This window comes from Rhodococcus sp. WB1 (assembly GCF_001700945.1).
In the GTDB taxonomy this organism is placed as follows: domain Bacteria; phylum Actinomycetota; class Actinomycetes; order Mycobacteriales; family Mycobacteriaceae; genus Rhodococcus; species Rhodococcus aetherivorans.
Genome location: NZ_CP015529.1, coordinates 1,325,031 through 1,345,646 on the forward strand (window position 1 = coordinate 1,325,031; position 20,616 = coordinate 1,345,646).

Sequence of the window (20,616 nt, forward strand, 5' to 3'; positions counted from 1 at the left end):
TTTCAGTGACTGGGGAACTCGATGGTGACCAAGCAGCTCAGCGGCCTGCCAGAAGATGCGGACCTGACGCGAGCAGACTCGCTGGCGCGGGAGATCTTCTCCGACGTCGCCAACAAGTGGGCGCTGTTGATCATCGAAACGATCGGTGACGGCACCCTGCGCTTCAGCGAGTTGCGCAAGGGCATCGACGGCATCAGCCACAAGATGCTCACCCAGAACCTGCGCATGATGGAGCGCAACGGCCTGGTCGAGCGGACGGTGTATCCCACGGTGCCGCCGCGGGTCGAGTACTGCCTCACCGAGCCGGGTCGGGCGCTCCGTGCGACGGTCGACGGCATGTGTGACTGGACGCAGCGATACCTCCGCGACATCGACGAATCCCGCCGGCGCTTCGACGCCTGACCCGCCCGCGGGGGTGGCCCCGACCGTTGCGTCGGGCGGGGGCGGGAAGCCCGGTGCGTAGTTCAGCAGGTCCCGGTGACGGCCACCCCGTCGAACCGCTCGCCGAGGAACTCGAACGCGTCCGGCAGGCCGAGTACCGCCGCCGACATGTGGTCGGGGCTCGGGGTCTCGACACGGCGTACCGGCGCACCCGCGGCGCAGTAGCGGTCGAGCGTGGCGTCGATGGTGCCCACCGGGATGAGTGCGTCGGTGGGGCTGTGCCATTCGAACACCGGCACGGTCGGCACGCCCGGATACAGCTCGAGGCTGTTCTCCTCCGCGACGGCGACCGCGTCGGCGTCGTCGGCCAGGCGGGCGTTGGTGCTCACCTGCCGCAGGCTGCCCCCGGCGCCGCGCGCGAGGATGTCGTTGGTGCAGGCATTGGCCAGCGCGTCACGCATCTCCACGCCCGCCGGGGTCAGGTCGGCGCTGATCCGCATCCGTTCGGGATACTCGCGTTCCAGACCCAGCGCGGCGGCGAACGCGAGACCGAAGGCGGGGTGCGGGTTCTCGCCGAGAGCCTCGGCCATCTTGCGGATGTTCATCGGCACGCCGCCCATCGCCGCACCCACCAGGTTCAGCTCGGGGGCGTAGGTCGGGGCCAGCGCCGCGGCCCACCCGGTGGCCATCCCACCGCCGGAGTAGCCGGCCAGCGCGACAGGGCTGTAGGCGAGCTGCAGTTCGGGGACCCGCTGCACGGCGCGGATGCCGTCGAGGGTGATCTGCCCGCCGAGGCGCGCCGCGCCGTAGGCGCTGTTCGGCCCGAGATGGTCCGGGATCGCGACCGTCCAGCCCCGCCGGAGCACGAGGTTGAGGGCGGGGGCTTCCCGGACGGCGAGGTTCGGGTCGCTCGCCCACAGCGTCTGCGACGGTGCGCAGTGCGTGCCGAGGGCGTTGATGACGTGCTGGAACGACAGCAGCGGGCCGTCCGGGGCCTTGCCGACGGGGGCGAGGACCGTCGTCACCGCGGGGATCGGGTGACCGGCCGAATTCGTCGACCGGAAACGCACCTGCCACGCCTCGACGTCGACGATGCCCGGCGGCGCGGGCACGCGCCGCACCTCGAGCGCATCGCCGGTGGGGGCGACGGCGATGTCGGCGGCCGCGCGGTAGAACGGGTCGGCCGGTGGCGCCGGGTAGACGGGTGCGGCCACCGCGGTTCCGGCACCGGCGACCGCGGCGCACGCCGCCACCGCGCCCGCCACCGCATTGCGGATTCCCCGACCGAGCCGTCCGGCCACGTCCCCCACCTCTCCAGCGCACCGACCGGTGCCGTTCCTTGAAACCAGTGATCCCGGCGAAGCCTAGGCGACCGATTTGCGAAGGTTCACCCGACCCCGCCCTCTCCGCGATTCGTCGCCACACGGACGCCGGTAGGGGCGTAGCCTCGGCAGCATGTCGGCGGCGATCTCCGTGGAACAGCTCGTCAAGTCGTTCGGAACCACCCGCGCTCTCGACGGCCTCGACCTCGAGGTCCGCCGGGGCGAGGTACACGGGTTCCTCGGCCCGAACGGCTCCGGGAAATCCACCACCATCCGTGTCCTGCTCGGGCTGCTGCGCGCGGATTCCGGCCGGGCCGAACTGCTCGGCGGCGACCCGTGGCGCAACGCGGTGGACCTGCACCGGCGGCTCGCCTACGTGCCCGGCGAAGTCAATCTGTGGCCCAATCTCACCGGTGGCGAGGCGATCGATCTGCTCGCCGGCCTGCGCGGCGGCATCGACGAACGCCGCCGTGCCGAACTGCTCGAACGCTTCGAGCTCGACCCCACCAAGAAGGCCCGCACGTACTCGAAGGGCAACCGGCAGAAGGTCGCGATCGTCGCCGCGCTCGCCTCGGACGTGGAGCTGTTCCTGTTCGACGAGCCCACCTCGGGCCTGGACCCGCTCAAGGACGAGGTCTTCCGGGACTGCGTCCGCGAGGCCGTCGCCGACGGGTGTTCGGTGCTGCTGTCGAGCCACGTCCTCGCGGAGGTCGAGGCGCTGTGCGACCGGGTCACCATCATCCGGCAGGGCCGCACGGTCGAATCCGGCACGCTGACCGAACTGAGGCACCTGACCCGCACCTCGGTGGTGGCCGACACCGTGCGCCCGGTGGCCGGGCTGGACACGATGCCCGGGGTGCACGACCTGCAGGTGGACGGATTGCGGGTGCGGTGCGAGGTGGACACGGCGTACATGGATCCGGTGCTGCGCGAGCTGCTCGGCTTCGGCATCACGTCGCTCACCAGTACCCCGCCCACCCTGGAGGAGCTGTTCCTGCGGCACTACGGCGACGAACTGCCGGGCGAGCACATCCACCTGCCCGGCGAGCGGCTCGCGCACGGCCGGCCGGCCGCCGGCGAGGGAGCCGGCGCATGAATGCCGCCTTTGTCGGCACCGGCCGGCTGGTACGCCTGGCGGTGCGCCGCGACCGCGTGCAGCTGCCGGTGTGGCTGGCTGCGATCGCGATCGTCTACGCGATCTCGGTGTCGAGCCTGAAGGGGCTCTATCCGGCGCAGGAAGACCTGCACCTCATCGCCGTCAGCTCCGCTGTGTCCCCGGTGGTGCTGGCCACCAACGGCCTGGTCTCCGGCGACAGCCTCGGAGCGGTCGTCGCGGCCCAGACGCTGCTGTTCCTGGCGCTGGCGGCGGGCCTGATGAGCACCATGGCCGTGGTGCGGCACACCCGGCAGAACGAGGAGACCGGCCGCGCCGAACTGGTCGGGGCCAATGTGGTCGGTCGGCGGGCCCTGCTCACCGCCGCCCTGATCGTTGTCACCGCGGCGAATGTTGCGCTCGCGTTGCTGCTCACGGTCGTCTCTCTCGGTTTCGGACTGCCGATGTCCGGATCTCTGGCGCTCGGAGCGGCCACCGGGGCGGCCGGTGTCGCGTTCGCGGCCGTCGCGGCCGTGACCGCGCAGGTCGCCGAGGGCGCCCGGGCCGCGAACGGGCTGGCCGGCGCGGCGCTGGGGGTCGCGTTCCTGCTCCGCGCCGTCGGCGACAGCGCGGGCACCGTCGACCCGGGCGGGGTCAGCGTCACGAGCATGTGGCTGTCGTGGCTGTCACCGATCGGGTGGGCGCAGCAGATCCGGCCGTACGACGTGGACGCGTGGTGGATCCTGCTGCTGTTCGCCGCATTCACCGCCGCGACGACGTGGACCGCGTACGTGCTGACCGGCAGGCGGGATCACGGAGCCGGGTTGGTGCAGCCGCGGCCGGGGCCGGACCGGGCGGCGACGTGGCTGCCCACCGCCGCGGGCTTCGCGTGGCGGGTGCAGCGCACGACGCTGATGTGGTGGGCGCTCGGCATTGCGGTCCTCGCCGCCACCTACGGCAGTGTCGCGAACGAGATGGACAACTTCCTCGACGAGGAGGGTGCCGTCGCAGACATGATGAAGCAGCTCGGCGGCGGGGCCGAGGCGATCACCGACGCGTACTTCGCGATGATCTTCCTGATGATGGCGTTGTTCGCCAGCGGATACGCGGTGCAGGCGGTGCTGCGGATGCACGGGGAGGAGACGTCCGGCCGGGTCGAGCCGGTGCTGTCGACGGCCCTCGGGCGGGTGCCGTGGATGCTCGCGCACATCGCCGTGGTGACGGTGGGAGTGATTGTGCTGCAGGTCGTCACGGGCGTCGCGTTGGCCGTCTCCTACGGAATGACGATCGGCGACATCACCGGTCCGCTCGGCAATCTGCTGCCCGCCGCGCTGGCGTTCGTGCCGGCCGTGCTCCTGGTCGGCGCGATGGCGGTGCTGTGTGTCGGGGTGGCGCCGCGCCGGGCGTCGAGCATCGCATGGGGCGTCTTCGCCGTGTGGTTGATCATCGGGCAGCTCGGCGCCCTGCTGGACCTGCCCCAGGCGGTGCTGGACCTGTCGCCGTTCGTCCACGTCCCGGCCCTGCCGGCCGCGGACATGCGCCCGCTACCGCTGCTGGTGCTGCTGCTCGTCGCCGTGGCGACCGCGACGGCGGGTGTGAGCGCGATGCGCCGCCGCGACCTCGTCGTCCAGTGACCGCCCGCGGCCGCGACCGAATGTCACATCGCGGCGATCCGACTGCCGCGATGTGACATTCGGTCACTGCGGAGGAGGCCGACTCGGGATCAGCGCGCGTCGAGCACCAGCCAGCCGCCGTGGTGCGCGAACGCCTCGAACGCGAGACCCGTGGATTCGCCGAGTGTGCGCAGGGCGGGCAGGTCGAAGGTGCGCACGTGGCCGTGGCAGGCGGTGGCCTCGTCCTCGAACGGCACCGCGATCACCACGCGCTCCCGGGCGATGCGCAGCGCCTCCGCGACGACGGCCGCACCGGTCGCGGCGTCGACGTGTTCGAGCAGATGGATTGCGGTGACGGTGTCGGCGCTGCCGTCGGGAACGGGCACGTGGGCCGCGTCGCACACGACGGTGTCCACCTCGAGGCCCAGTCGCGGCGCGACGGCGTCGAGCAGGGTCATGGTGCCGGGCAGGATGTCGGTGGCGGTCACGGCGATCCCGGCGCGCGCCAGGCGCAGGGGGAGGAAGCCGAAGCAGGAGCCGAGATCCAGCACGCGGCCGCGGACGAGTTCGGCGGCCTTGTCGTGGATCGGGGCGAACCCGGCGGTGCCGTCCAGCAGTTCGGTGAGCGAGTTGCGGTAGTAGGTGACCCACGCGTCGAGGGCGTCGGGCAGGGTGGAGCGCACCAGCCCGACCATCGTCAACTCGAACTCCTCCTGTCCGAGGTCGCTGCCGGCGATCGACGCGGTGACCCCGGCGACGAGGCGTTCACTCAGGTCGTCGGGCCCGAGCGAGTGGGTCACGTGCAGCCGGTCGCCCTCGCGGCGCAGGGCGATCGGGCCCGAGCTCACCTTCTCGACGGTGACGTGGGCGTGGGACCACCGGCCGGGCGGGCAGGGGGCGAGTGAGTCGAGCACAGTCATTGCAGCGCAGCCTTTTTCGAGGAGGGGGAGGCGTCGGGACCGTCGAGGGACGGGACGGCCGCGTCGAGGCCACTGTAGAGGGCGCGCATGCCGGCGGACAAGAGTTCCGGCAGCGCGAGCGAGTCGTCGGCGAGCCACTGCTCGTACGCCGCCATCGCCACGCCGAGCACGAGATAGCCGACGGTGCGCGGGAAGTGGTCGTCGGCGGCGGCGCCGACGCGACGCGCGACGTACTCGGCGATCACCCGGCGCCAGCCCTCGTACATCACCACCGAGTACGCCTGCAGCGCCGGTACCCGCAGGATCAGGTCCATGCGGTCGCGGTGCAGCGCCGCCTCGGACTCGGGGAAGGTGTTGAAGTCGAGCAGCGCCGAGGTCAGCGCCTCGGCGAGGGGGACGTGGCCCGGCAGCGCGTCGAGGTGGGCGCGCATCTGTTCGAGGTGGCCGTCGAAGTCGCCCCACGGCACCGCGTTCTTGGACGGGAAGTACCGGAAGAAGGTGCGGCGGGCGATTCCGGCGGCTTCGGCGATCTGGTCGACGCTGGTCTCGTCGAATCCCCGGGCGCGGAACAGTTCGATCCCGATCGCGCTCAGCCCCTCTCTCGTGGTGGAGGAGCGGCGACCTATCCGAGCGGACGGTTTCCGGCGGCTACGCATGGTGTGAGCCTTCCATGGGTGACATTGTGCACTCGATGCCATTACAGTGGTGAACCGAGTCACAGCGCAACGGGTCTGTGACGCCGGGCTCCGCTCGTGGAGTCCCCATCCGAGGAGGTAGTTGATGTCCGATCGTGACAACACCGTCGTCGAGTCCGACCTGGTCGAGGAGTCCCTCGTGGAAGAGGTGTCCATCGACGGCATGTGCGGCGTGTACTGATCGTGTCCGCCGACGCCGCCACCACAGTGTTCGACTCGCAGAAGGTCGACTCGGCAGGGTTCGATCCGGATACGACGTGGAGGCTGCACCCGCAGGTAGCGCTTCGCCCCGAGCCGTTCGGGGCGTTGCTCTACCACTTCGGGACCCGCAAGCTCTCGTTTCTGAAGAACACCACGATCGTCGAGATCGTCGAATCCCTGCACCAGCATCCGTCCGTGCGGGCCGCGCTCGCCGCGCACGGAATCGACGAGTCGGCTGCACGTCCGTACCTGCGGGCGCTGGCCACCCTGGCCGACTCCCACATGATCGTGCCGGCCTAGACCCCGCCGGTCCCCCTCCCGCCCGCCCCACCGACGAGGACGCAGCCCATGACCTCTGTGCTCGAATCCGCCGCAGTACGAGAAGCTTCCGGCCCGCCCAAGGTCGGCCGCCTGGTCGACCAGTTCGAGAAGGGTCTCGACGCCCCGATCTGCCTGACCTGGGAGCTGACCTACGCCTGCAACCTGTCGTGCGTGCACTGTCTGTCCTCGTCCGGCCGGCGTGATCCGCGCGAGCTGACCACCGAACAATGCAAGGCGATCATCGACGAACTGCAGCGTATGCAGGTGTTCTACGTCAACATCGGCGGCGGAGAGCCGACCGTGCGCTCGGACTTCTGGGAGCTGGTCGACTACGCCACCGAGCACCAGGTGGGCGTGAAGTTCTCCACCAACGGCGTCAAGATCGACAAGAAGGTTGCCGCGCGTCTCGCGGCCTCCGACTACGTCGACGTGCAGATCTCCCTCGACGGCGCCACCGCCGAGGTCAACGACGCCGTGCGCGGCCCCGGCTCGTTCGCGATGGCCGTGCGTGCCCTCGAGAACCTCGCCGAGGCCGGATTCCGCGACGCGAAGATCTCCGTCGTCGTGACCCGGCACAACGTCGACCAGCTCGACGAGTTCAAGGCCCTGGCCGACCAGTACGGCGCGACGCTGCGCATCACCCGCCTGCGTCCCTCCGGCCGTGCCGTCGACGTGTGGGACGACCTGCACCCCACCCACGAGCAGCAGCGGCAGCTCTACAACTGGCTCGTCGCACACGGCGAGGGTGTGCTGACCGGCGATTCGTTCTTCCACCTGTCCGCCTTCGGTGGCAGCGACGGCGCCGGTGCGCTGCCGGGGCTGAACCTGTGCGGCGCGGGCCGGGTGGTGTGCCTGATCGACCCCGTGGGCGACGTGTACGCCTGCCCCTTCGCCATCCACGACAAGTTCCTTGCCGGGAACATCCTGTCCGACGGCGGTTTCCAGCAGGTGTGGCAGCACTCCGAGCTTTTCACCGAACTCCGGTCGCCGCAGACCGGCGGGGCCTGCAGCAAGTGCACCTTCTACGATTCGTGCCGCGGCGGCTGCATGGCCGCGAAGTTCTTCACCGGTCTGCCGATGGACGGGCCGGATCCCGAATGCGTCCAGGGCTACGGCGAATCCGCGCTCAGCGCCGACCGCACCGTCCCCAAGTCCAGCGTCGACCACTCGCGCACCGGTGAGCGCCGCACCCCGCGCGCGCCCGTCCCGTTGCAGCTGATGGTGCGCCCGCCGTCGCGGGCCTGCGACGAAAACCCGCTCGCCGGAATGCACTAGCCGGCCCCGTTCGTGCAAGTAGGAGAGGCAGATCCATGTCCAAGGAATGGTTCGAAACCGTTGCGGTCGCGCAGCAACGGGCGAAGAAGAAGCTCCCCAGGTCCGTCTACGGCGCCCTCGTGGCCGGCTCCGAGAAGGGCATCACCGTCGAGGACAACCTGACGGCATTCGGCGAGCTCGGCTTCGCCCCGCACGTGGCGGGGTTGTCCGACAAGCGGGAGATGGGCACCCACGTGATGGGTCAGGACATCGCCCTGCCGGTGGTGATCTCCCCGACCGGCGTGCAGGCGGTGCATCCGGACGGCGAGGTCGCCGTCGCCCGTGCCGCCGCGGCCCGCGGTACCGCGATGGGGCTGAGCTCGTTCGCGAGCAAGTCCATCGAGGAGGTCACCGCGGCCAACGACAAGACCTTCTTCCAGATGTACTGGGTGGGCAGCCGCGACGTGCTGGTCCAGCGGATGGAGCGGGCCCGCGCCGCCGGCGCGAAGGGCCTGATCATGACCCTGGACTGGTCGTTCTCCAGCGGCCGCGACTGGGGCAGCCCCGCCATTCCGGAGAAGATGGACCTCAAGGCCATGTTCCGGTTCGCCCCCGAGGGCATCCTGCGGCCGAGCTGGCTGCTCGACTGGGCGAAGACCGGCAAGGTGCCGGACCTGACCACCCCGAACCTGACCCCGCCCGGCGGCAGTGCCCCGACGTTCTTCGGCGCCTACGGCGAGTGGATGGGCACCCCGCTGCCCACCTGGGAGGACGTGGCGTGGCTGCGGGAGCAGTGGGGCGACGCGCCGTTCATGCTCAAGGGCGTCATGCGGGTGGACGACGCCAAGCGCGCCGTCGACGCGGGCGTCACCGCGATCTCGGTGTCCAACCACGGCGGCAACAACCTCGACGGCACGCCGGCCCCGATCCGGGCGCTGCCGGCGATCGCCGAGGCGGTCGGCAAGGACATCGAGGTGCTGCTCGACGGCGGCATCCGCCGCGGCAGCGACGTCGTCAAGGCCCTCGCCCTCGGCGCCAAGGCCGTGATGATCGGCCGCGCCTACCTGTGGGGCCTCGCCGCGAACGGGCAGGCGGGCGTGGAGAACGTCCTCGACATCTTCGCCGGCGGCATCGGGTCCGCGCTCATCGGCCTCGGCAAGACGTCGATCCACGAGCTGACCCCCGACGACATCGTCGTCCCGCCGGGCTTCCGGCGGGACCTCGGAATCTGAGCGGTCCACCTGCCGATGGGCACCCTCACCGAACCGATCACCCTGGCCGGACGCCACGCGCCGGCCAGGGTGCTCTTCGGGCCGCACGAAACCAATCTCGGTGTGGGGAGGACCTTTTCGTCCGAACACGTGGCGTACTACGAGCGCCGAGCGCGCGGTGGCGCGGGGGTGCTCGTGACCGAGGTCGCCTCCGTGCACCCGCACGACCAGCCCTACGAGCGGGCGCCCCTGGCCGCGGAGTGCGGTCCCGGATGGGCCGCCGTCGTCGCCGCCTGCCGGCCGCACGGCACCCTGGTGCTGGCCGGCCTCGGCCACGCCGGGCTGCAGGGCTCGAGCGCGTGGACCCAGGCACCGCTGTGGGCCCCGTCGCGGGTGGCGGACCCCGCGGTCCGGGAACTGCCCATGGAACTCGGCGACGACGAGATCGATGCGGTGATCGAGGGATTCCGCGCCGCCGCCGCGGTCGCGGTCGCCGCCGATGTCGACGGGATCGAACTGGACGCCGGGCCGACCGCGCTGCTGCGCCAGTTCCTCTCGGGCCTGACCAACCGGCGCACCGACCGCTACGGCGCCGACCGGTCGTTGCTGTTGCGGCGGGTGGTCGCGGCCGTGCGCGCCGAACTCGGCCCCGGGCGGATCCTGGCGCTGCGCCTGAGCTGCGACGAGGAGGCGCCCTGGGGCGGCATCACCCCGGAGCACGCCGCCGCCCACGCCCGCGACCTCGCGCCGGACCTGGATCTGCTCTCCGTCGTGCGAGGCGGCCTCTACGCCCCCGGCGCGTACCGTCCCGACGCGCACACGCCGGCCGGGTTCAACGCCGGACTGTGCCGCGCCGTCCGCGACGCGGTGGCGGGCGCCGTCCCCGTCGTCCTGCAGGGCAGTGTCGTCGACCCCGCCGCCGCGCAGCGCGCCCTCGCCGAGGGGGTGGGCGACCTCGTCGAGATGACCCGCGCGCAGATCGCCGATCCGGACCTCGTCACCGCCGTGCGCGAGGGCCGCTCGCCCCGGCCGTGCGTGCTGTGCAACCAGGCCTGCCTGGTGCGCGACTTCCGCAATCCCCGGGTCGGCTGCATCGGCAACGCGGAGGCCGGGCACGAGACGCGCGCGCCGCAGCCTCCGGCCGCCGCCGCGCGGGACGTCCTCGTGGTCGGTGGGGGTCCGGCCGGGCTCGAGGCCGCCCGGGTCCTCGCGGAGCGCGGTCACCGGGTCCGCCTCGTCGAGCGCGCCGGACGCGTCGGCGGGATGCTGCGCACCGCGGCGGTGGGCACGGGACGCGACACGCTCTCCGCGCTCGTCGACTGGCTCGAGGCCCGCTGCCGCGCGCTCGGCGTGCGGATCGACACCCGTCGTGCCGTCACCGCCGGCGAACTCGAGGACGCCGTGGCCGCGGGCGAGGCCGTCGTGCTCGCCACCGGCAGCCGGGACCGGCCCCCCGAGTACCCGGCCGAGGAGGGCCACTACGTCACCGCAGCCGGCCTGCTGGCCGGTGGCCCGATCGCCGTGCGGCCGGTCGTGGTGTGGGATCCCGTCGGGGGTCCCGTCGCGGTGGGCATCGCGGAACAGCTTGCCGCCCAGGGCTATACCGTCTCGTACGCCACGACGGACCCGATCGCCGGGTCGCGGCTCGCGCCGACGGGCGACCTGGTCGCGGCGAACACCCGGCTGCAGCGGGCCGGGGTCGCCCGGCACCTCGGGGTCACGGTGCGACGGGTCGGCGCCGACGCGGTCGAACTCGAGCACCGGCTGACCGGACGGCGCACCGACGTCGCCGGCGCGCTGCTCGTCGACTGCGCCCCGGGGCTGCCGGAGGACACCCTGTACCGCACCGGGCTGACACGGATCGGCGACTGCCTGGCGCCGCGAAGTGTCCACCAGGCGGTACGGGAGGGTCACACGCTCGGATCCGAACTGTAACCTGTTGCAGACTGCTACGGATCGGAAGGATCGACGAATGGGCGAGTTCGACGGCAAGGTCGTGTTCATCACCGGCATTGCGCGCGGTCAGGGACGCAACCACGCGATCCGGTTCGCGCGGGAGGGCGCGTCGATCATCGGCGTCGACATTGCCGGTCCCGTCTCAGAGTACAACTCCTACGCACCGGTCACCGAAGCCGACTTCCACGAGACCGTCCAGCTCGTCGAGGCCGAGGGGGCGAAGATCCACGCGCGCATCGCCGACGTGCGCGACAGCGCCGCCCTGAAGTCCGTCGTCGACGACGGCGTCGCCCAGTTCGGCCGCCTCGACGTCGTCGTCGCCAACGCGGGCATCTGCAACTGGAACCGCTTCTGGGAGATGCCCGACGAGCAGTTCGAGGAACTGATCGACATCAACCTCACCGGCGTCTTCAAGACCCTCAAGGCCGCCACGCCCGCCATGATCGAGGCCGGCAACGGAGGGTCGATCATCGTCGTGAGTTCCGTCGCCGGGCTGAAGGCCATGCCCGGCCAGGCCAACTACGCCGCCGCGAAGTTCGGCCTCGTCGGCCTGACCCAGAGCGCCGCCAAGGAGCTCGGCGAGTACCGCATCCGGGTCAACTCCATCCACCCCTACGGCGTGAACACCCCGATGGGCACCGACCAGGGCGCGCTGACGCTGTTCGAGAAGTACCCGCACTGGCTGCCGAGCTTCGCCCCGATCCTCACCGAGAAGCCGATCGCCGACGTCGACGACATCACCGAGGCCGTGCTGTATCTCGCGAGCGACCGCGCCCGGACCGTCACCGGCAGCCAGATGGCCCTCGACCAGGGGAACTCGAAGGTGTGAGCGAAACCTGCTCCGCCGGACCGCACCCACGGCTGGCCGCCCCGCTGCGGCTCGGCCCGGTCACGCTGCGCAACCGGGTGGTGTTCTCCGCGCACCTGACCAACTTCGCCGAGGACGGGCTGCCCACCGCGCAGCACGCCGCGTACTACGCGGCGCGGGCCGGCGGTGGAGCCGGGCTGATCGTCTCGGAGGAGCACACCGTGCACCCGACGGACCGGCCCTACGAGAAGCTGATCCGCGGGTACGACCCCGCGGTGGTGCCCGGGTACCGGCGGATCACCGACGCCGTGCACGCCCGCGGCGGGCGAATCTTCGCCCAGCTCAACCACAACGGCGCCCAGGGCTGCGGCATGTACACCGGCCTGCCGCTGTGGGCGCCCAGCGCCGTGCCCGACCCGCTGTTCCGGGAGGTGCCCAAGGCGCTCGAGGAGCACGAGATCCGCGACCTCGTCGAGGGGTACGCCCGCGTCGCCGAGCACTGCCGTGCCGGCGGATTCGACGGGGTCGAACTGCAGTGCTCACAGGCGTCGATCGTGCGGCAATTCCTGTCCCCGGGCACCAACCTGCGCACCGACCGGTACGGCGGACCGCTCCGGAACAGGGCGCGGTTCCTGCTCGAGGTCGTCGGGGCACTGCGCGCGGCGGTCGGGTCCGACCTGGTCGTGGGGGTCCGCCTCAGCGGGCACGACGGCACCGACGGCGGGATCACCCTCGACGACGCCGTCGCCGTCGCCGCCATGATCGAAGACAGCGGGCACGTCGACTACCTGAACACCTCGATCGGCGTGGCCACCGAGACGCTGCACCTGATCGAGGCGTCCATGGCCACGCCCCACGGCTACGCGTTGTTCGTGCCCGACGCGATCCGGCGGCGGGTGCGGCTGCCGGTCGTCGGCGTCGGACGCTTCACCACCCCCGCCCAGGCCGAGGCGGCCCTCGCCGAAGGGCGCTGCGACCTCGTCGGCGTCGTCCGCGGCCAGATCGCCGACCCCGACTTCGCCGCCAAGGCTCTCGCCGGCGACGACGAGGCCGTGCGTCCGTGCCTGGCCTGCAACCAGGAGTGCATCGGCCGGGTAGGGCTCGGCCGGTGGATCGGTTGCGTGGAGAACCCCCGCGCCGGCCGCGAGGCGCAGCTGCTACCCGATCCGGCGGTCCCCGGCCGGCGCGTGCTGGTCGTCGGCGGCGGACCGGCCGGCCTGCGCGCCGCCGCGACCGCCGCGCAGCGCGGGCACCGGGTCACCCTGTGCGAGCGCACCCCCGCCCTAGGTGGTCAGATCCGCACGGCCGCCACCGCTCCGGGCCGCGGCGAACTCGCCGGCATGGTGGACAGCCTCGAGGTCGAATGCCGCCGCGCGGGCGTCGATGTGCGCATCGGCGTGCACGTCGACGCCGCCTTCGTGCAGGAGCACCGACCGGACGCGGTCGTCGTCGCCACCGGGGCGCGCCCGCGGCGCCCGGACTGGGCCGCCGACACCGCGCTCGTCGTCGACGTCCGCGACGTGCTCGACGGCCGCGTGTCCCCGCAGGGCGACGTCCTCGTCGTCGACGACCTCGGCTTCCACCAGGCGACGTCGGTGGCCGCACTGCTCGCCGGCCGCGGCGCCGCGGTCACGGTCTGCACGGCCGGGATGATCGTCGGACAGGACCTCGGCCTGACCCTCGACATGGAGGACTGGACCCGCCGGGCACACGCCGAGGGCATCGCGCAGCTCACCGACACGCTCGTCACCGCCGTCACCGAGACCGGCGGCAGGCTCGACGTCGCGCTGTGGCACCATCCGACCGCCGTCGCGCACACCCGCACGGTGGACGCGGTGGTCGTGGCCACCCATCAGGACCCCGTGGACGATCTTTGGGTAGCGCTGCGCGACAGTGCCTTCCACGTCGTGCGGATCGGCGACGCGGTCACGCCGCGACGGGCACATGCCGCGATCGTGGAGGGGGAGCGGGCGGCGGTGGGGCTGTAGCCCGGTGCGTCCTTTGGGCGGCAGGAGCAACCCAAAGGACGCACCGGCCGCGCAGCGGCCTATCGGCTCGCTCGCTTGGTGGCGTCGGCCCACGACTCCACCGCCGCGTACCCGTCGCCCACACCCTGGGTGAATGCGACCAGCGCCCCGTACATCCGGGAGCCCTCGACGGCCAGTTCCGTCTTCGCCACCCAGTCCGCGGCGCGGGCCATGACGTGGGCCGAGATGTCGGCACCGTCCTGGGTGCCGCGCGAGGCGTGCAGGAACGACTCGTCGGCGATCTGAAAGGTCTGCACCACGGCGCGCCAGTAGTACTCCGCATCCATCGCCGCGCGGACCTCGTAGTAGTCCGTGGCGTTCTGCCGCGCCACCGACTCCTGCAGCGTCGCCGCCGCCTCGGAGATGCTGCGCAGCGGAACGTACACAGGGTCCTCGGACGCCCCCCGCGTGGTTCGTCTACCCGTCACCGGCACGATGCTTTCAGACAATGGCACCCCCTCGATGGTCCACAAGATCATCGCACGCGCAAGTGCCGGCACGGGTCAGCAGGTGAGCGCACCGCCCGGGGACGCCGGCGCGTGCCGCAGCGGATCGAACGGCTCGAACCAGGCATCGACGGTCGCGAACAGGGCGCGCTGAGGAATCCGGAAATCGCCGAGCCGCTCCTGTTCGGGCAGCGGCCCGTCGGCGCCGAGGTCGACGCCGCCCACCACCGCGGCGAGGGTGCGGGCGGACCACAACCGGCGCGGTGCGGCGCGGAACCACTGTCCGTTCGGCACGTCGCCGGTGAGCCGGATCCGGCCGGCGCCCAGGACCGGGCCGGCGACGCGCGCCACGGCGGCCAGGACCGCGGGGTTGTGCCACGCCCCACCCGGCAGCAGCCGGCCGGCCAGGGTCGCCAGGGTGGTGGCCGGCGACGAGGACACCCGCACGTCCCAGACGACGTCGTCGCCCGCCGTGATGTGCAACCGGGACGGGCCGGTCCACTCGGCGGCGACGTCGGTGCGCACCGTCCGGGTGAGGGCGGCGCCGAGGTAGCGGGCGCATCCGTGCTCCGGCGCGGCATCGCTGTAGACGGTCCAGTGGCCCTGCGGGTCGCGGTGCCAGACCGCGGTGAAGGCGGGGCCCACCGACCCGGCGGTGAACCGGCGCAGCGCCAGACAGTGCCCGCTGGCGAACGGCGCCCCGATCACGGCATACCCGGTGAACCGCTCGCCGGCGACCTGGGGCAGGGCGCGGGGCTCCTCGGCGGCTTCCTGCGGTGTGGTCTTCATCTCGTCCTCCCTCGGCGTACGAATACGGTCCTCCCGATCGTGCGCCGCGTCGTGACCGGAAGCATGGGGCCGATGCCTCATCTTCGGCATCCGTCCGGCCCTGCGCCCCGGCTCAGGCGGCGGAGGACAATGGGGCCGTGCAGCGCAGGAGCGAGTCGTCTCCGGGCCCGCGGGACGGGCCGCGGCGCGCCGAGCTGCTCGCGGCGCTGTCCCTGGCGATCGACCTGGGCCTGGGGCAGCCGATGGAGCACATGCTGCGGTCCGCCGTGCTGGCCGGACGGATCGCCGAGCGCATGGGCCTGGACGCACGGCAGCAGGCCGTCGTCTACTACGCGAACCTCGTCGCCTGGATCGGTTGCCACGCGGACTCGCACGAGTTGGCGCAGCTGTTCGGCGACGACATCGCACTCCGCGCCGATACCTACGGGGTCGACATGAGGGGGCTGCCGTTCCTGCGGATGCTGACCAGCCACGTCGGGCGCGGGCTCGACGGCGCGCGTCGCGGGGTCGAGGTCGTCGCGTTCCTGCTGACCGCCCGCCGTCGCATGGCCGAGCTGATCGGTTCGCACTGCGCCTCGGCGGGGACGCTGTCCGACCGGGTCGGGCTCGACCGGCAGGTCGGCGCGGCCCTGGCCTACGCGTTCGAACGGTGGGACGGTGCCGGGCTGCCCGCGGGTGTGCGCGGCGACGACATCCCCCTCGAGATGCACATCGTGCACCTCGCGGAGGTCTCCGAGGTCCATCTGCGGGCCGGCGGACCGGGGCGGGCCGTCGAGGTCGCGCGGGCGCGCAGCGGGACCCAGTTCTGTCCGCGGGTGGCGCGGGTGTTCCAGGAGGCCGCGGGCGAACTCACCGACGGTCTGCTCGAGCAGGACGCGTGGGCGGCGGCGCTGGATCGGGCGCCCGACCGTGCGCGCGTCCTCGCCGGCGACGAACTCGACACGCTGCTTCGTGCGATGGCAGACTTCGTCGACCTGAAAGTTCCCTGCCTGCTCGGGCATTCGCGGGCGGTGGCCGAGCTGACCGCGGCCGCGGGCCGCCTGCGCGGCCTGCCGGCGACGGACGTCGAGGTGCTCTACCGGGCCGGGCTCGTGCACGGTCTCGGCCGGATGGGGGTGTCCAACCGGATCTGGGAGAAGCCCGGTCCGCTCACCGGCGTCGAATGGGAGCGGGTCCGGCTGTACCCCTACCTGACCGGGCGGATCCTCAGCCGCGTCACCGGCATGGAGGACGTCGTCGCCGTCGCAACCACGCACCGCGAACGCCTCGACGGCTCCGGGTATCCCAACGGCGTGCGCGGACGCGACCTGAGTGTCGCCGATCGTCTCCTCGCCGCGGCGGAGACGTACCAGCGCTTCGGGGAACCCCGGCCGCATCGCGGTGCGCTCACCCCCGAACACGCGGCGGGCCGCCTGCGGCAGGAGGCCCACCGCGGGCGCCTCGACGCCGAGGCGGTCGAGGCGGTGCTGACGGCGGCCGGGCACCGGCGGGTGCGGCGCGCGCCATGGCCGGCCGGGCTGACCGCCCGCGAGGTGGAGGTGCTGCGGCTCGTCGCCCGGGGCCGGTCCAACCGGCAGATCGCCGACGAGCTGTGCATCGCGGAGAAGACGGCCCGCAACCACGTCGAGCGCGTCTACGCCAAGCTCGGGGTGGACAACCGCACGCGGGCCGGCCTGGCCGCCGTCGATCTCGGGCTGGCCTGGTGACCCGCCGGCCCGCGGCGGGGCGACGGGAGCACAGCACCGCGGCCGGACCGGTCGTCATCGAACCCGGTTCGCTCGTCGAGGTTTTCCCGGCCGGCCCGTAGCCTCTGCGCACGGTTCAGCGGGTCGGGCGGGCCGGTACGCGCCGTTCACCCGGCAACTCGGTCACCAACACCGGCAGGTGGATTGGTGGACGCCACTGCTTGTGATGATCCGCCACCCCGTCGGATTGCCTGATGTGGTTCTGCCGCAAAGGTTTTCGAGGCTGGCGCGGAGACGGGTCGACGCACTGATCGTCGTCGGCGACCTACCGGTCGGGGATCCGCAGGCAGGGCACGGCTGGACGGTATTGGGGCCGGCTCCGGGGCCGGCCCCAATACCGTCGAGGACAGGCGAATGGATCAACTCGCATTTCCGCCGCCCTGTGCTACCACTCGGAGGGTCTCCGGCGGCAGCGGTTTCATGGTGCAGTGCTCACTTCGCAGAAGGTTCGGCCTCGTAGGTGACCCAGCTCGTTCGCGTGGCGAGGGTGTTGTAGAGCGCCTGGGCTTGGTGGTTGTCTTCGGCGGTCACCCACTGCACCACGGCGCGACCCTCGGCGGTGGCCATCTCGGTGAGACGGCCGATCAGTGCACGTCCGACGCCCCGGCCTCGGGCTGCGGGGTCGGTGAACAGGTCGTCGAGGAAGAGGCCGGTGGTGCCGGTGTAGGGCGAGGAGAACCGGCGATGGTGTGCAAACCCGAGGATCTCGCCGTCCGCTTCCGCAACGAGAGCCTTGCATTCGTGTCGGGGATCCATGAACCATCCCCATGCGCGGGAGACGATGTCCTCGGACTCGGGCAGCTTGTAGAACTCGCGGTACTCGCGGAAGAGGACACGCCAGCGGCACTCGTCGGCAGGGGCGAGCGGCCGGATCGTCGGAATGGTGGTCGTTGCCATGGGTGGCTCCTATCGGTGGTTGAAGGTCTCGGCAGAGCGGTACTGCCAGGTACTGTCCGAGCGTTCTCCGCCCGCGAGGATCGAATATCCGATGCGGGATGCGGCGCGCTCAGGCTTCGGTCACGTCATCACTGCGTTCTCCTTTCTTTCCTTGCCTGTTCGGGTTCCCGGCTGGCGTGGGGCCAGCAGGAGGTACACGGCGCTGCCCGCGACGAGGCCCCAGAACGCGGCACCGACGCTGAAGAACACGACGCCCGACATGGTGACCGCGAGCGTGGTCAGGGCCGCGATCCCGGTGCGGGTATCGCCGCCCATCGCCCCCTTCAGTGCGGTGAGGGCAGAGCCCAGCAGGGCGACGGCAGCAAGAACCGAAACCGTTTCGCTCGGGATCGCCCGGAACCCGGCCACGAGCACGCCCCCGAACGAGCCGACGAGCAGATAGGTGAGGCCGCCCGATAGGCCCGCGATGTAACGCTGTGCGCGATCCGGATGCGACTCGGGGCCGAGCGCGATCGCCGCCGTGATCGCGCCGAGGTTGATGCCGTGGCAGCCGAAGGGCGCGAGGATCGCCGAGACCGTCGAGATGGCACCGACGAGCAGGCGGTCGTTCGGCTCGTACCCCTGCGAGTGGAGCAGTGCGAGCCCGGGTGCGTTCTGGGAGGCCATCGTGACAATGAACAGCGGCAGCGCGATGCTCACGAGCGCGGCCGGGGTGAATGCCGGCATCGTGAACACAGGGCCGCCGAGCGCGAGCGACGGCGCGACCTCGCGGAAGGATCCGGTCGCCCCGGTCGCCGCGAGCCCGGCGACGAGTCCGGCGAGCACTGCGTATCGGTCGAAGAAGCGCTTGCCGAGGAAAAAGGCGACGACGATGCTCCCCGCGATCAGCGGCGCGCTCGTGAAGGCGCCCGCTGCGGTCACGACGAAGGGCAGCAGGATCCCGGCGAGCAGAGCCTGTAGCACCGGGCCGGGCACCCTGGCGAGTAGCCGGCCGAACCAGCCCGTGTACCCGACCACTGCGGCGGCGACCGAGGCGACGAGGAACGCGCCGACGGCCTCGGTGAACGAGAAGCCGCCGAGCGAGGCGATCAGCAGCGCCGCTCCGGGCGTCGACCAAGCGACGATCACCGGGATACGGGTGAACAGGCTCAGCGCGATGCTGCACACGCCGTTGCCGATCGCCACCGCCCAGACCCACGACGCGGTCTGCGCCTCGTTCAGACCCGATGCGCGAGTGGCTTCGAGCACGATCAGGAACGGGCCTGCGAAGTTGATGAGCGCCGAGAGGAAGCCCGCGACGACCGCGGAGACTGAGACATCCCGCAGCACAGAGGAACCCCGGCTCATCGGTGCGCCGCCGAGACTGCCGACGTCACGCCCGCTCGATGGCGTAACAATCTTGCGGAAACTTGAGTAACGTTATTTACTAGCGTCATGTCGAATGATAACAGAGCGTCGGAAATCGCGGCACGCCTCCGCCAGCGGATCGCGACGATGCATATCGGGGAGAAACTGCCGGGTGTCCGCGAACTCTCCGGAGAGTTCGCGGCGAGTGCAGCCACCGTCTCGGCAGCTCTCTCGGAACTGAGCGCATTCGGGCTGGTCCGGGCTGAGCCCGGACGGGGAACGTTCGTGGCGGGCCGCGAACGACTACCGGAACCGGACTTCTCCTGGCAGTCTCAGGCGCTCGGCCGCGCCAGAGTGGACGCCGACCGGGCCGCTCGCCTGGGCGGCTACGGTACTCCCGACCACATCCCGCTCTCCTGGGGATACCTCGCCCCCGAACTACAGCCGAACGAGGAACTGCATCGCATCGGCTCGCGTGCGGCGAAGAGCGGTCGTGCCTGGATGATGACGCCGCCAGCGGGATCGCCGGAACTGCGGCGGATCCTCGCCTCCGAATACCGCGCCGACCCGAACGACGTGCTTGTGGTCTCCGGCGGGCAGCAGGGCCTCGTCTTCACGATGCGCACACTCGCCGAGCCGGGGTCGGCGGTCATCACCGAGAGTCCGAGCTATCCGGGCGCGATTCTCGCTGCGCAGAGCGCGGGCCTGAACCTCTCGTCGGTGCCCGCCGACGCCGACGGGATCCTGGTCGACCGTCTCGCCGACGAACTCGAACGCACGCGAGCGCGAGTGGTCTACCTCCAGCCGAACTACGCGAACCCCACCGGCGCGGTCCTCGGTGCAGAGCGCCGGAAGCAGGTGCTCGAACTCGCCGCCCGACACGGCGCGTTCATCATCGAGGACGACTGGGCCAGACACCTCGGAATCGACGGACAGGCCCCACCCTCTCTCTTCACCGAAGACCCCCACGGACACGTCGTATCGATCCTCACCCTTTCGAAGTCTGCCTCCCCAGGTCTCAGGCTCGGCGCGGTCATCGCGCGCGGCCCGGCAGGTGAACGGCTCCGGGCCTCTCGCACCGCCGACGACCTCTGCGTCGCGCCGCTGGTGCAGGAAATCGCCTGCGGTCTCCTGACCTCGAATGCGTGGCCCCGGCACCTGAAACGCCTGCGCGCAGAGCTCGCGACGCGACGCGACGCACTTGCCTCCGCGATCCACGCCACGACGCCCGGCATCCGCATCCCGTGCGTCCCGCGCGGTGGCCTTCACCTGTGGGCCAGGCTGCCCCAGGGCGCAGATACCCGCGAGATCTGCACCGCCGCGTACGCGGCCGGGGTACTCATCGGAGACGGGAGTCACTTCTTCGTGGACGAACCACCCGCACCGTTCCTGCGCTTCTCCTACGGGGCCGCAACCGAAGCCCAGATCGCCGAAGGCATCAGGCGGCTCTCCGAAATCCTCCAGCGGTGAGGTTCGGTGGTGCGAAGCAGCGTCCCGCTCCGGGAATTGCGCCCGGTTGGTTGTTGATGTGTTGTGCAGCTCGGATCGCTCAACCTGGTGGCCGGCGGATGATCGACGGTGCCGGACTCT

General features: G+C 71.5%; 19 protein-coding genes. 12 read left to right on the top strand and 7 right to left on the bottom strand.

The genetic code is table 11. The annotated features are described in order from the left end of the window. Positions 1-21: 21 nt before the first annotated feature. On the top strand, positions 22-402 hold the full coding sequence (locus A4U64_RS06090) for a winged helix-turn-helix transcriptional regulator (protein ID WP_065922316.1): 381 nt from the start codon (positions 22-24) through the stop codon (positions 400-402). A gap of 62 nt (positions 403-464) precedes the next feature. Here the strand turns inward: A4U64_RS06090 and A4U64_RS06095 are convergent, their stop codons facing one another. Next, positions 465-1,682 (bottom strand): lipase family protein, encoded by a 1,218-nt coding sequence (locus A4U64_RS06095; protein WP_198163399.1) that lies wholly within the window; start codon positions 1,680-1,682, stop codon positions 465-467. A gap of 154 nt (positions 1,683-1,836) precedes the next feature. Here A4U64_RS06095 and A4U64_RS06100 point away from each other — a divergent pair, with 154 nt between their 5' ends. Both A4U64_RS06100 and A4U64_RS06105 read left to right on the top strand, forming a co-directional pair. Then, on the top strand, positions 1,837-2,799 hold the full coding sequence (locus tag A4U64_RS06100) for an ABC transporter ATP-binding protein (protein WP_006932880.1): 963 nt from the start codon (positions 1,837-1,839) through the stop codon (positions 2,797-2,799). Beyond that, positions 2,796-4,430, top strand: coding sequence for an ABC transporter permease (locus A4U64_RS06105; protein WP_065922318.1), 1,635 nt, complete (start codon positions 2,796-2,798; stop codon positions 4,428-4,430). The genes A4U64_RS06100 and A4U64_RS06105 overlap by 4 nt, the downstream gene beginning before the upstream one ends. An 89-nt stretch (positions 4,431-4,519) precedes the next feature. Here A4U64_RS06105 and mftM read toward each other — a convergent pair whose 3' ends face one another. Next, positions 4,520-5,329, bottom strand: a complete 810-nt coding sequence (mftM, locus tag A4U64_RS06110) for a mycofactocin oligosaccharide methyltransferase MftM (protein ID WP_065922319.1) — start codon at positions 5,327-5,329, stop codon at positions 4,520-4,522. Continuing rightward, complete coding sequence (mftR, locus tag A4U64_RS06115) at positions 5,326-5,985, bottom strand: mycofactocin system transcriptional regulator (RefSeq protein ID WP_065922320.1); 660 nt, start codon at positions 5,983-5,985, stop codon at positions 5,326-5,328. Before mftR ends, mftM begins: the two co-directional genes overlap by 4 nt. 124 nt (positions 5,986-6,109) lie before the next feature. Between mftR and mftA the strand changes: the two genes are divergently transcribed. Genes mftA through A4U64_RS06150 form a run of 7 tightly spaced genes read left to right on the top strand, consistent with a single transcriptional unit; the run spans position 6,110 to position 13,763 of the window. After that, positions 6,110-6,205, top strand: coding sequence for a mycofactocin precursor MftA (gene mftA, locus A4U64_RS06120; protein WP_065922321.1), 96 nt, complete (start codon positions 6,110-6,112; stop codon positions 6,203-6,205). A gap of 26 nt (positions 6,206-6,231) precedes the next feature. Next, the gene (gene mftB, locus A4U64_RS06125) at positions 6,232-6,525 is read left to right on the top strand and encodes a mycofactocin biosynthesis chaperone MftB (protein ID WP_170914118.1); all 294 of its coding nucleotides are present in this window, start codon (positions 6,232-6,234) and stop codon (positions 6,523-6,525) included. A gap of 48 nt (positions 6,526-6,573) precedes the next feature. Next, positions 6,574-7,821, top strand: a complete 1,248-nt coding sequence (gene mftC / locus A4U64_RS06130; RefSeq protein ID WP_029544993.1) for a mycofactocin radical SAM maturase — start codon at positions 6,574-6,576, stop codon at positions 7,819-7,821. Between the two features lie 35 nt (positions 7,822-7,856). Beyond that, positions 7,857-9,032, top strand: a complete 1,176-nt coding sequence (mftD, locus tag A4U64_RS06135; protein WP_065922322.1) for a pre-mycofactocin synthase MftD — start codon at positions 7,857-7,859, stop codon at positions 9,030-9,032. 15 nt (positions 9,033-9,047) lie between these two features. Further along, positions 9,048-10,946 (top strand): mycofactocin system FadH/OYE family oxidoreductase 1, encoded by a 1,899-nt coding sequence (locus tag A4U64_RS06140; protein ID WP_065922323.1) that lies wholly within the window; start codon positions 9,048-9,050, stop codon positions 10,944-10,946. A gap of 37 nt (positions 10,947-10,983) precedes the next feature. Beyond that, entirely contained in the window at positions 10,984-11,796 is an 813-nt protein-coding gene (locus tag A4U64_RS06145) for a mycofactocin-coupled SDR family oxidoreductase (protein ID WP_006930974.1), read from the top strand. Further along, the gene (locus A4U64_RS06150; RefSeq protein WP_006930972.1) at positions 11,793-13,763 is read left to right on the top strand and encodes a mycofactocin system FadH/OYE family oxidoreductase 2; all 1,971 of its coding nucleotides are present in this window, start codon (positions 11,793-11,795) and stop codon (positions 13,761-13,763) included. The genes A4U64_RS06145 and A4U64_RS06150 overlap by 4 nt, the downstream gene beginning before the upstream one ends. A gap of 59 nt (positions 13,764-13,822) precedes the next feature. On the opposite strand, the gene A4U64_RS06155 is transcribed toward A4U64_RS06150, so the two are convergent. Together A4U64_RS06155 and A4U64_RS06160 are read right to left on the bottom strand one after the other, a co-directional pair. Beyond that, positions 13,823-14,230: a hypothetical protein gene (locus A4U64_RS06155; RefSeq protein ID WP_230304501.1), complete on the bottom strand. Its 408-nt coding sequence runs from the start codon at positions 14,228-14,230 to the stop codon at positions 13,823-13,825. A gap of 75 nt (positions 14,231-14,305) precedes the next feature. Next, positions 14,306-15,037, bottom strand: coding sequence for a hypothetical protein (locus tag A4U64_RS06160; protein WP_065922324.1), 732 nt, complete (start codon positions 15,035-15,037; stop codon positions 14,306-14,308). Positions 15,038-15,174: 137 nt separating this feature from the next. Here A4U64_RS06160 and A4U64_RS06165 point away from each other — a divergent pair, with 137 nt between their 5' ends. After that, complete coding sequence (locus A4U64_RS06165) at positions 15,175-16,743, top strand: HD domain-containing phosphohydrolase (RefSeq protein WP_065922325.1); 1,569 nt, start codon at positions 15,175-15,177, stop codon at positions 16,741-16,743. Positions 16,744-17,214: 471 nt separating this feature from the next. Here A4U64_RS06165 and A4U64_RS06170 read toward each other — a convergent pair whose 3' ends face one another. Together A4U64_RS06170 and A4U64_RS06175 are read right to left on the bottom strand one after the other, a co-directional pair. Next, positions 17,215-17,679 (bottom strand): GNAT family N-acetyltransferase, encoded by a 465-nt coding sequence (locus A4U64_RS06170; protein WP_006930966.1) that lies wholly within the window; start codon positions 17,677-17,679, stop codon positions 17,215-17,217. A 120-nt stretch (positions 17,680-17,799) separates the two neighbouring features. Beyond that, positions 17,800-19,026, bottom strand: coding sequence for a benzoate/H(+) symporter BenE family transporter (locus A4U64_RS06175; RefSeq protein ID WP_232334175.1), 1,227 nt, complete (start codon positions 19,024-19,026; stop codon positions 17,800-17,802). Between the two features lie 147 nt (positions 19,027-19,173). On the opposite strand from A4U64_RS06175, the gene A4U64_RS06180 reads away from it, so the two are divergent. Further along, positions 19,174-20,496 (top strand): aminotransferase-like domain-containing protein, encoded by a 1,323-nt coding sequence (locus A4U64_RS06180; RefSeq protein WP_065922327.1) that lies wholly within the window; start codon positions 19,174-19,176, stop codon positions 20,494-20,496. Positions 20,497-20,616 lie beyond the last annotated feature (120 nt).

Excerpts from the sequence above, each read along its gene's own strand:
- A4U64_RS06100 (WP_006932880.1), top strand. The coding sequence starts at position 1,837 with ATGTCGGCGGCGATCTCCGTGGAACAGCTCGTCAAGTCGTTCGGAACC.
- mftA (WP_065922321.1), top strand. The coding sequence starts at position 6,110 with ATGTCCGATCGTGACAACACCGTCGTCGAGTCCGACCTGGTCGAGGAG.
- mftM (WP_065922319.1), bottom strand. The coding sequence starts at position 5,329 with ATGACTGTGCTCGACTCACTCGCCCCCTGCCCGCCCGGCCGGTGGTCC.
- mftR (WP_065922320.1), bottom strand. The coding sequence starts at position 5,985 with ATGCGTAGCCGCCGGAAACCGTCCGCTCGGATAGGTCGCCGCTCCTCC.
- A4U64_RS06105 (WP_065922318.1), top strand. The coding sequence starts at position 2,796 with ATGAATGCCGCCTTTGTCGGCACCGGCCGGCTGGTACGCCTGGCGGTG.
- A4U64_RS06180 (WP_065922327.1), top strand. The coding sequence starts at position 19,174 with ATGCATATCGGGGAGAAACTGCCGGGTGTCCGCGAACTCTCCGGAGAG.
- A4U64_RS06175 (WP_232334175.1), bottom strand. The coding sequence starts at position 19,026 with ATGAGCCGGGGTTCCTCTGTGCTGCGGGATGTCTCAGTCTCCGCGGTC.
- A4U64_RS06140 (WP_065922323.1), top strand. The coding sequence starts at position 9,048 with ATGGGCACCCTCACCGAACCGATCACCCTGGCCGGACGCCACGCGCCG.
- A4U64_RS06145 (WP_006930974.1), top strand. The coding sequence starts at position 10,984 with ATGGGCGAGTTCGACGGCAAGGTCGTGTTCATCACCGGCATTGCGCGC.
- mftD (WP_065922322.1), top strand. The coding sequence starts at position 7,857 with ATGTCCAAGGAATGGTTCGAAACCGTTGCGGTCGCGCAGCAACGGGCG.
- A4U64_RS06090 (WP_065922316.1), top strand. The coding sequence starts at position 22 with ATGGTGACCAAGCAGCTCAGCGGCCTGCCAGAAGATGCGGACCTGACG.
- mftC (WP_029544993.1), top strand. The coding sequence starts at position 6,574 with ATGACCTCTGTGCTCGAATCCGCCGCAGTACGAGAAGCTTCCGGCCCG.
- A4U64_RS06170 (WP_006930966.1), bottom strand. The coding sequence starts at position 17,679 with ATGGCAACGACCACCATTCCGACGATCCGGCCGCTCGCCCCTGCCGAC.
- A4U64_RS06160 (WP_065922324.1), bottom strand. The coding sequence starts at position 15,037 with ATGAAGACCACACCGCAGGAAGCCGCCGAGGAGCCCCGCGCCCTGCCC.